The following is a 9,613-nucleotide window of genomic DNA, read 5'->3' as shown; positions in this document are numbered from 1 at the left end:
GCGGCGCCGTCGGCGCGGCAGCAATCCGTCGACCACCGGGGTGTCGGGGGTCAGGACGGCCGCGTCGCACGGGAAGCGCTGTCCGTCGCGGGTGCGGACACCGTCGACCCGACCGGCGGAGAGGTCGAGCGAGGTCACCTCCCGGCCGAGTTCGAGCCGTCCGCCGGCCTCGACGAACGCCGCGGCCATCGCGCGGGCGACCGACCGCATGCCGCCGTCCACCGCGTACACGCCCAGCGAGGTGTCCATGTGGGCGATGGCCCCGTAGACGGCGAGGGCCCGTGCCGGAGCGACCCCCGCGTACAGCGCCTGGAAGGTGAAGACGCGGCGCAGGCGCGGGTCGGTGACCCTGCGGTTCACCTGCGCGCCGAGCCTGCCGAACCCGCCCAGTCGGAGCAGACGCGCCAGATCGCGCAGCGCCGCCGGGGACGAGACCAGGTCGAGCGGCGAGTCGAAACTCGCGTCCATGAAGCGGTCGAACTCGGCGTCGAAGATGTCGGCGAGCCACGCGCGCAACCGCAGATAGCGGCGTGCCTCGTCGGGACCGCACACCCGTGAGATCTCCGCGACCATGGCGTCGGGGTCGGAGTGCACGTCGATCGAGGTGCCGTCGGCGAACCGCGCGTGATAGGCGGGGGACAGTCGCCGGGTGCGCAGGGCCGGCCGGACGGAGTTGCGGTCGGCGCCCACCGCGGCGAGCGCGTCGTCGATCAACTCGGGCATCGTCAGCACGGTGGCGCCGTTGTCGATCTCGTAGCCCGGGCCGTGATAGCTGCCGACCCGGCCGCCGACGTCATCGGCGCGTTCGAGAACCGTGACGTCCTTGCCGGCGCCGCGCAGGTACAGCGCCGCCGACAGACCGGCGAGACCGGCACCGACCACGACGACCCGGTCGGCGCCGGGAACCGTCCGCACCGCCCTCACGCCACCCGTCGCGTCGCCGCGACCGCCGACTCGCGCAGGAGGGCCTTGCCCTCCTCGGTGGCGCCGGACGACTCGAGCGCCTCGAACGCGCTGTCGGTCAGTTCCGAGATGCGGTCCTCGATCCGGGCGACCGCGCCGAGATCGACGAGCAGCGAGCGGAGGTGCTCGACCTGCGCGTCGGACAGATCGGTCCCGATCGAGGTGCGCAGCAGCTCGGCCGCGGCCGGATCGGAGGCATCGGCCGTCTCCAGTGCCAGCGCGTACAGGACGGTCCTTTTGCCCGAGCGCAGGTCGTCGCCCGAAGGCTTGCCGGTGACCTCGGGGTCGCCGAAGACACCGAGCAGGTCGTCGCGCAGCTGGAACGCCAGGCCGATGTCGGTGCCGAAGCGGCGGTAGGCGGCGATGAGGTCGTCGTCGGCGCCGGCGAGGGCAGCGCCGATGTGCAGCGGGCGTTCGATCGTGTACGCCGCGGTCTTGAACCGGTTGACCCGCGTAGCGGCCTCCACCGATTCGTCCGCCGCCACTTCGTTGGCGATGTCGAGATACTGCCCGCCGAGCACTTCGGTGCGCATCGCGGTCCAGGCCGGGACCACGCGCGCGACGGTCGCGGGGTCGAGCCCCGCCGAGTGCAGCATGTCGTCAGCCCAGACCAGGGCGAGGTCGCCGAGGAGGATCGCGACCGACTCGCCGAACTGCTCCGGCCTGCCGTGCCAGCCGGCCTTCCGGTGCTGCTCGGTGAACTCGACGTGCACGGTGGGGAATCCGCGGCGCGTGGTGGAGGCATCGATGATGTCGTCGTGGACGAGCGCCGCGGCCTGCACGAGCTCGAGCGCGGAGCACGCCTGCAGGACGGCCTCGGCGTCCGGCCCGGTCGGGTCACCACCGGCGCCGAGCCAGCCCGTCCAGGCGAAACGCGGACGCACCCGCTTGCCGCCGCGCAGCACGAATGCCTCGAGCGTGTCGACGGCCTGCCGGTATCCACCGCCCACCGAGTCGACCAGGTCGGAGCGTGAGGTGAAGAACTGCCGGAGGGAGTCCTCCACCCGATGGGGGAGCTGCTCGGCAGACAAGTGATCGGCGCCGGTAGACAGGACGAAACCTCCAGGTCGATGGGTGACGGCACCTCGGAGGCGGGTGAGCCGGAGGTGCCGCGACCAGCCTATCCGCACAGTCGGGTCGTCGCCGGTAGCGACCGCCCCGGGGGCGCCACCTATGCTGGACCGGTGACAAGCGACTTCGTCAGGGCAACCGAGGACGGCGGGATTTCTCGGACCCCGTCGATCGTGGACCGTCTCGGGTCCGCGCGTTCGGGCCGCATTCCGTTCTCCGTCGAGTTCTCCCCGCCTCGCGACGCCGAGGCCGAGGGACGACTGTGGCGCGCCGTGCGGACGTTCGAACGTCTCGGCCCGGCCTTCGTATCGATGACCTACGGCGCCGGGGGCTCCACCCGCGACCGTACGGTCCGGGTCACCGGACGTCTCGCCGAGGAGACCACCCTCCTGCCGGTCGCGCACCTCACGGCCGTCGGGCACAGCATCGACGAACTGCGCGCGATGGTCGGCGCCTACGCCGACCGCGGCATCACCAACATCCTCGCGCTGCGCGGCGACCCGCCGGGCAACCCGCTCGGCGAGTGGGAGAAGCACCCCGAAGGTCTCGAATACGCCGACGAACTCGTGCGTCTGGTGCGCGAGCTCGGCGACTTCCACGTGGGCGTCGCGTCGTTCCCCGAAGGACACCACCGGTCCCCGGACCTCGATCACGACACCCGCTATCTCGTGCAGAAGCTGCGTGCGGGCGCCGAGTACTCGATCACCCAGATGTTCTTCGACGTCGAGCACTACCTGAGGCTGCGCGACCGGGTCGTGGCCTGCGACGCCGAGCAGGGGCGCAAGCCGATCATCCCCGAGATCATGCCCATCACGTCGCTGCGCTCGGCGCGGCGCAGCCTCGAACTGTCGGGTTCGCATCTGCCGCCCGTTCTCGAGGAGCGGCTGCGGCGCGCGGCGGGCGACGGTCCGGAGGAGAACCGCGCCGCGGTGCGCGAGGTGGGCATCGAGGTGGCGACGGAGATGTGCGAGCGGCTGATCTCCGAGGGTGCGCCGTGCCTGCACTTCATCACGCTCAACTTCGCCCGCGCGACCGGCGAGGTGCTCGACCGCCTCGGCTACGAACTCGAAGCTCCCGCCGCGGTGCAGCCGGCCTGACATCCGGCCCGCGCCGGCTCGGGGTCAGGGCAGGACGCGGGCTTTCCACGCCGCGCGTCCGCCGCGCCGTGCCCGGATCGACGACGCCGTGAGCGCACCGAACGCCAGGACCGATGCCGGGTGCGCCGCGGCGTCCAGCAGGTCGTCGACGGGACGGTCCGGAGCGTCCGGGTGTCGGCGTCCTCCCCGTTCGGTGACGCGCGCGAGAAGGCGTGACGTCACGCCCGCGGCGGCACCGGCCACGCCCCAGCGTCGCGTCCGCCCCGCGCCGAGAAGCGCCGCGGCCGGGGGCACGAGGTAGGCGAGGAGATACAGCGCGACCACCGCGGCCGCCCCGACCGGGGAGCCGAACGCCGACCACAACCAGCGGGTGTAACCGCCGATCAGCGGGCGGGGTCCGTCGTACATCCGGCACGACGCCAGCCCGCCCGCGGCCGCGACCGTCGTAGGCAGTCCGGCGCGACGCAGTGTCCGGGCCAGATCCAGATCCTCCGTGGGACTCGCCGCGACCGCGGCGTGCCCGCCGATCGCCGCGTAGGCGCGCGCGTCGAAGACGAGGAACTGTCCGCATGCGATCGCCATCGACGGCCGGTGGGTGCGGTGCGAGACCGCGACGGGCAGCACCGAGAACCACGACCAGAACAGCAGTGGCTGCACGAGCCGTTCGAGCACCGACCCGGTGAGCTGGTACGGGAACGGTGAGACGAGCGCGGCATCCTGGTGGCGCAGCAGAGCGACGGCGGCGGCGAGCGCGTCGGGTGCGAGCCGGACGTCCGCGTCGACGAACACGACGATGCCGCTGTCGGTAGTCGATCCGGCGTGGGCGACTGCTGCGGCGCACGCGGCCGCCTTCCCGGTCCATCCTTCGGGCGGTGGCTGTGTCGATCGGACGACGGTGATGCGCTCGTCGCCCTCGGCCGCGGCCGTGGCCAGGTCGGCGGTGCCGTCGGACGAGTCGTCGTCGAGGATCACCACGCGCAGGGCGTGCAGTCCTGTCTGTGCCCGCAGGTCGGAGACGATCGCGGCGATGCGGGGCGCCTCGTCGCGGGCGGGGACGACGACGGTGACCTGCTCGTCGACCACCGGACCCGGCACGAGACGGGGGAGCGAGACGCGGTTCGCGACGGCAACGGCCGCGCCGTAGGAGGCGACGAGAACGCCACCGGCGACGAGTCGCGTGAGACCGGGGGACGGGTCGCGCGGAAGGCGGGTCAGGACCGCGTCCCGTTCGCCGACGACCACTGCGGCGCGGGATTGCGGGTGAACCAGGCCGCGCCGGCGATGATCAGCGTGACACCGAAGGCGCCGCCGGCCATGATTCCGGCCCAGCCCGCGAAACCGCGCGTGTTGGGATCGGCGTAGCGCACCTCCGCGCGGAGGGTGCTCACCTCGCCGGCCGGAAGCTTCCAGGTCACGACCGAATCCGACTCGCGGGTGCCGTTGGTGGTCGCCACCCGGGCGGGGAACGCGATGGTGAACTGCACGTCGGTGCCCTGGGTGGGAGCGGACTCGAGATCCACGCGTCCGTTCAGGGCCACCAGATCGCCCGAGCGCTGCAGGTTGAGCTGGAACATGCCGGCGCTCTGATCGGACATCGTGGCGAGCTGCTGGACGTCGCCGAAGGTGAGGTCGTTGAAGAAGACCTGGCTCCCGACGTAGCCGTCCTGCGAGTACTCCTGCACCCGCACCTTCCCGGCCAGGGCCGAGGGAGCGGTGAGTTCGGGGCCGGGATCGTTCTCGTCGGCGGGGATGGTCGCGGCGACGATCTGCCCCGACACACGGTCGTCGGAGGAGATCCCCATCGTCGCCTGCACGCGCAGGCAGCCGGTGAGGAGCGGGAGGCCGAGGAGTACGAGCCCCACGACCGCGACGACACGACGGCGGACGGACAGGTTGGACGACTGCACGGAGAACATGGTGCCAGGCACGGTCATCCTCGTCGGTTCTTCGGGTCGCTCGCGGCGAGTCGTGCCTCGTCGGCTCCGGGACCGGACGCGCTTCCGCGCCACGACCGGACGAGCGAGACCAGCAGGGGAACACCCAGGACCCCCATGACGACCAGCCCGTACACCGCGGAGTACCGGAGTTCGGGAGCGTCGAGGAAGGCACTGTGGGCGAGGGCCGAACCGAGCCACGTCCACAGGAACAGCGCGATGGGCACGGCGTCGTGCCGGGGCGCGTCGGCGCGGTCCGAACGGGAGTCGACGAGCACGAGCACGATCGCCATGATCGCGGCGACGAGGAGCCAGCCCGCGTAGTTGGTGAGCGGGATGTGCTCGATCCCGGGCAGGCCGCCGGCGTTGCACCACGACCAGTGCCCGTCCGCCACCATCTGGGGGTCGAGATAGAGATCCCAGCCCAGCATGCCGACGGTGACCGCCGCGACCCTGCCGGGACCGTTGCGGACGAGGCGGGAGGCCACGCACCAGACGGGGTACAGACCCGCCGACCACGCCAGCGGCACCACCAGCGGGACGTCGAGTGCGGCCGGCCCGAGCCTGTCGGTGACGTAGCTGTAGCAGCCGTAGGGATAGCCGGTCATCGTGCCGACCACCTCGGACAGATATCCGATGCCCGCCGAGCTGACGAACAGGACGACGGCGAAGGTGATGCCGCGGTTCAACGCGGCGTGGACGAGGCAGGCGGCGGTGAGCAGCGTGACGACCGCGACGGTCGCGGCGTCCCGGGCGCCGCTCTCGGTGAGGGGATAGGCGATCTGGGCGAGGACCGCGGCGACGGCCGGGACGATCGGAAGGACCGTCCGCCACCGGGCCGGTCGGGGCGGTGCGGGGACGCGGGTGTCGGTCACCGCGACACCCAGCCCTTCACGCGGTCCACGAGACTGCCCTTGGCGTCGGCGAGGGCGACCCGGGCGGCGTTGCGGCCGCTCGCACCGGAGACTCCACCACCGGGATGGGTCGAGGCGCCGGTGAGATAGAGGCCGGGCGCGTCGGGCACCCGGTAGCCGGACAGCTCCGGCAGCGGACGCCACAGGAACATCTGGTCCAGCGACATCTCCACGTGCATGACGTTCCCGCCGAGCAGGCCGAGTTCGCTCTCGATGTCCGCGGGGGTCTGCACGTGGCAGTGCTCCACGCTCGCGGTGAAGCCGGGAGAGCGCGTCTCCATCTCGACGAGGATGCGGTCGGTCTCGGCGCCGGCGATGTCCGCCCAGCGACGTCCGCCGCGCAGCGCGTACGGATGCCACTGGGACCACAGCGTGATCTGGTGCTTGCCGTCGGGTGCGATCGTCGGGTCGAGGGCGGAGAAGCTCATCGCGAGGACGGCGGGTCGCGGGGGCAGGTCTCCCGCCATCGCGGCGCCGTGCGCGGCGCGCAGGTGGGCGCGGTCGTCGACGAGCAGTTGCAGACCGGAGGTCGTCGATTCGGGCTCGTCGCAGCCGCGGTAGCGGGGCAGCGAGTCGGTGCCGAGGCGCAGGACCATGCCGATGCCCGGACCGACCCGCATGCTGCGACGCCAGCCCTCGAGCCGGTCGCGGTCGTATCCGCCGCGGTCGAGCAGATCCAGCGTGGTCAGCACGTGGCATCCGGCGACGACCCTGCGGGCTTGCACCGAGCGTCCCGATTCGGTGCGCACGGTCCACAGATCGCCGGTCCGGCGGATCTCGGTGGCGGCGTCGCCGCAGGTCACCGTGCCGCCATCGGACCGCAGCCGCGACAGCAGGGCCTGGGTGAGCGCACCGCTTCCGCCGATCGCGCGACCCGGGGGCAGGGTGTGCATGAGGGCGGCGAAGCCCACCATCGCCGCGGTGCCGGGTTCGGACATGGGCGGGCCGGACTGCGCGCCGAACCAGGCGAGGGCCGCCTTGAGGGGTTCGTCGTCGAAGTACTCGTCGAGCAGGCTGTCGCCGGTGGTGAGGAACCGGCGGGACAGGGCGCTGCCACCCTCACCCGCGTCGAGTCCCCAGAACGAGGACAGCAGGTGCCGGCCGGTCGGGGGACGGGTGAACGACTTCATCACCGCCGCGCTGCGCGGGCCCCAGTCCTGCACGAAGCGGCGGTACGCGTCGGCCTCGCGGCGTCCGCAGGCGGCCTCGACGGAGGCGCAGGTCCGGTCGAGATCGCGGTGGAAGACGATGCCGGGACGGTCGGAGTCCGCCGGGGGCGGCGCGTACGCCCACGGGTCGCAGTCGATGTAGCGCAGGCCGTGGGCGGCGAGATCGAGTTCCTCGACGATCCCGGAGTGGCGCACCATGATGTGCGCCGAGGAGCCGCGGTCGACGGCATATCCGGGGAAACGTTCGACGGTGGAGACGGCGCCGCCCGGCACGGTGTCGCGTTCGAGAACCTCGACCGACCATCCGTCGCGGGCGAGATAACACGCGGAGACCAGGGCGTTGTGGCCCGAGCCGACGACGACGACGTCGAGTGTGGCGTTCATGGGGTACCGCTTCCGTCCGGATCGTCGATCGTGTGATGGTGGTGCGGAACGAGGTCCGGCTCGAGGGGCAGGCTCCTGCCGAGGACCGCGAACGGGCGGGCGTCGCCGGTGAAGACGAACCGGCGGACGACGTCCTGGAATCCGAACCGACGGTACAGCCGCCACGCCCGGTTGTCCTCGCCCGGCACCTCGGGTGTCGACAGCAGTACGGCCGCTTCCGTGCGTTCCCGCAGCAGCGCCGACAGGAGCAGTTCACCGATGCGGCGTCCCTGCATGTCGGGTCGGACGTGCAGTTCGGTGAGCTCGAAGTAGTCGGAGAGGACGCGATCGATCTCCTCGGGGGACCGTCCGGAATGGCGCATGCCGGCGCGCACCTGCTGGTTCCACCACTGGCGGGTGTCGCCCCGGTAGCCGTACGCGATCCCGACGACGGTGTCCGGATCCTCGGGGAGGCTCGCGGCGAACGCCTGCCAACCCGCGCGGGCCGAATGCTCGGACCACATCGGCGCGCGGTGGTACTCCGTGCCTCGGGGATATCGCATCGCCGCGACGTAGACGGTCAGCAGCGAGGGCAGGCGCGCACGGAAGTCCGCGGGGGAGAGCTCGGTGAGGATCGGGGCGTCCTGGCAGGGATCGGTGGTCATGCGTGACTCGTTCGGGTGGCTCGCGGTGCGTCGGAGGTGCTCGGGTCTCGCTGATCGTTCGGGATGACGTGGCCGCTTTCTCTTGACGGGTTGTCGGTGGGTCCAGCTATATTGAATACGTCGAACGCATGTTCGACACCGGTGATCCGGGGATGTTCGAGGGAAGCGAACATCCCCGGATCACCCTGGGGTCTCCCGCTCGGCGTCCGTGTCGGGCCTCACTCGAGGACAGTGATCTCCGTTCCTCGGCGTTTCGGCGGGAATGCCACCGGATACCGCTCGTTGTAACGAGTGGTGAGACCACGCCGAGGAGGTGCGTGAACATGGCCAACGGTCAGGTCGCGAGTCGAGGCCCGCGCCGAACGTCTCCCACGCTCGGGCCGTCCGCATGCATCGACCATGCCACCTCGGCGCGCGCGGCGACGCTGCTGCGCAAGGCCGACGATCTGCTTTCCGGTGCCGCCGGTGCCGGCGATCCGGGCGAGCGGTTCCGCCTCGCCTATCTGGCGGCGCTGCGCGGTGCCGGTGCGGTGGTCGCCGCCGCGGAGCTGCGCTCCGGGATCCGGCCCCGCCGACCCGCGACGCGCAACGCATGGGCACTCATGGCGCGCGCCGACGAGTCCTTCGCCGTCTGGGCCGACTACTTCGCCGATCGCTCCGCCACCCGCACCGCGGTCGAGGCGGGGGTCGCGCAGGCGGTGGGAGCCGACGAATCCGGTGCCTTCTACGACGAGGTGGGCCACTTCCTGCACGATGTGGAGGGCTATCTCGACGCCGAAGCAGAGCCGGAGGTCGGTGTCGGTGGGTGACTTTCGGCCCTTCACGAGGGCCTTCGCCGAAGAGGGGATCGAACTCACGTGTGGAGTTTGTGGTCCACAGCGGCATCTGCTCGTATTATTGACTCAGGCGGCCGTACGGACGGCCCCCCGCCGGATTCGCCCCACGGATCCGGTGGCCACCGTTTAGTGCCGGGGGAGGTACCGTGCCACTCTCCGAGCACGAGCAGCGCATGCTCGATCAGATCGAGAGCGCGCTCTATGCTGAGGATCCCAAGTTCGCCTCGACCGTGCGTGGCAGCCGGTTGGGGATGGCGTCGAACCGGCGGCGGCTACAGGCTGGCGCCTTGTTCGTGTTGGGCCTGACGCTGTTGATCGCCGGCGTTGCCCTGCCGCTCAAGCCGGGCGGCTTCCCGATCATCAGTCTGCTCGGGTTCCTCGTGATGTTCGCCGCCGGAGTCCTGTTGCTCCTCGGCGGTCGTCGGCCGTCGACTCCCGGGACGACGGGCGGTAGTTCCGGTTCCGGAAAGACCGGTCGAAGTTCCCGCGGCGGCAAGAAGTCCTCGGGTGGTGGCTTCACCAACCGCATGGAAGAGCGGTTCCGGAGGCGTTTCGAGCAGGACTGACCTCCTCGACCATCAGGTGTACCGACGACGGCGCG

Annotated in this window: 10 protein-coding genes; 3 read left to right on the top strand and 7 right to left on the bottom strand. The window is 71.4% G+C overall.

The window, feature by feature from the left end:
* Positions 1 to 915 (bottom strand): phytoene desaturase family protein (locus tag ACLBYD_RS23405; protein ID WP_447818333.1); only part of this gene is annotated, 915 nt, incomplete at its 3' end.
* A 5-nt stretch (positions 916 to 920) separates the two neighbouring features.
* Entirely contained in the window at positions 921 to 1,994 is a 1,074-nt protein-coding gene (locus ACLBYD_RS23400; RefSeq protein WP_447818332.1) for a polyprenyl synthetase family protein, read from the bottom strand.
* 192 nt (positions 1,995 to 2,186) lie between these two features.
* Between ACLBYD_RS23400 and metF the strand changes: the two genes are divergently transcribed.
* On the top strand, positions 2,187 to 3,131 hold the full coding sequence (gene metF, locus ACLBYD_RS23395; protein ID WP_447818357.1) for a methylenetetrahydrofolate reductase [NAD(P)H]: 945 nt from the start codon (positions 2,187 to 2,189) through the stop codon (positions 3,129 to 3,131).
* Between the two features lie 24 nt (positions 3,132 to 3,155).
* Here metF and ACLBYD_RS23390 read toward each other — a convergent pair whose 3' ends face one another.
* From ACLBYD_RS23390 to ACLBYD_RS23370, 5 genes are read right to left on the bottom strand one after another with little or no spacing between them, the layout of a single operon-like run.
* Positions 3,156 to 4,373: a glycosyltransferase gene (locus ACLBYD_RS23390; RefSeq protein ID WP_447818331.1), complete on the bottom strand. Its 1,218-nt coding sequence runs from the start codon at positions 4,371 to 4,373 to the stop codon at positions 3,156 to 3,158.
* A complete protein-coding gene (locus tag ACLBYD_RS23385) occupies positions 4,343 to 5,065 on the bottom strand; it encodes an LppM family (lipo)protein (RefSeq protein WP_016693820.1) in 723 nt (240 codons plus the stop codon). The genes ACLBYD_RS23390 and ACLBYD_RS23385 overlap by 31 nt, the downstream gene beginning before the upstream one ends.
* On the bottom strand, positions 5,062 to 5,940 hold the full coding sequence (locus ACLBYD_RS23380; RefSeq protein ID WP_447818330.1) for a carotenoid biosynthesis protein: 879 nt from the start codon (positions 5,938 to 5,940) through the stop codon (positions 5,062 to 5,064). The genes ACLBYD_RS23385 and ACLBYD_RS23380 overlap by 4 nt, the downstream gene beginning before the upstream one ends.
* A complete protein-coding gene (locus ACLBYD_RS23375; protein ID WP_447818329.1) occupies positions 5,937 to 7,532 on the bottom strand; it encodes a phytoene desaturase family protein in 1,596 nt (531 codons plus the stop codon). The genes ACLBYD_RS23380 and ACLBYD_RS23375 overlap by 4 nt, the downstream gene beginning before the upstream one ends.
* A complete protein-coding gene (locus ACLBYD_RS23370) occupies positions 7,529 to 8,176 on the bottom strand; it encodes a GNAT family N-acetyltransferase (RefSeq protein WP_447818328.1) in 648 nt (215 codons plus the stop codon). Before ACLBYD_RS23370 ends, ACLBYD_RS23375 begins: the two co-directional genes overlap by 4 nt.
* A 323-nt stretch (positions 8,177 to 8,499) precedes the next feature.
* Between ACLBYD_RS23370 and ACLBYD_RS23365 the strand changes: the two genes are divergently transcribed.
* Positions 8,500 to 8,985 carry an SAV_6107 family HEPN domain-containing protein gene (locus ACLBYD_RS23365; protein ID WP_006554150.1) on the top strand — a complete coding sequence of 162 codons (486 nt, stop codon included), beginning with the start codon at positions 8,500 to 8,502 and terminating at the stop codon, positions 8,983 to 8,985.
* A gap of 173 nt (positions 8,986 to 9,158) precedes the next feature.
* The gene (locus tag ACLBYD_RS23360; protein ID WP_413768294.1) at positions 9,159 to 9,578 is read left to right on the top strand and encodes a DUF3040 domain-containing protein; all 420 of its coding nucleotides are present in this window, start codon (positions 9,159 to 9,161) and stop codon (positions 9,576 to 9,578) included.
* Positions 9,579 to 9,613: the final 35 nt, after the last annotated feature.

It is taken from the genome of Rhodococcus sp. C26F, assembly GCF_053345925.1.
This window is presented reverse-complemented; position numbering and strand designations above follow the sequence as displayed.

Bases quoted from the DNA above. Each gene is read 5' to 3' on its own strand.
- ACLBYD_RS23385 (WP_016693820.1), bottom strand. From the start codon at position 5,065: ATGACCGTGCCTGGCACCATGTTCTCCGTGCAGTCGTCCAACCTGTCC.
- ACLBYD_RS23375 (WP_447818329.1), bottom strand. From the start codon at position 7,532: ATGAACGCCACACTCGACGTCGTCGTCGTCGGCTCGGGCCACAACGCC.
- ACLBYD_RS23370 (WP_447818328.1), bottom strand. From the start codon at position 8,176: ATGACCACCGATCCCTGCCAGGACGCCCCGATCCTCACCGAGCTCTCC.
- ACLBYD_RS23365 (WP_006554150.1), top strand. From the start codon at position 8,500: ATGGCCAACGGTCAGGTCGCGAGTCGAGGCCCGCGCCGAACGTCTCCC.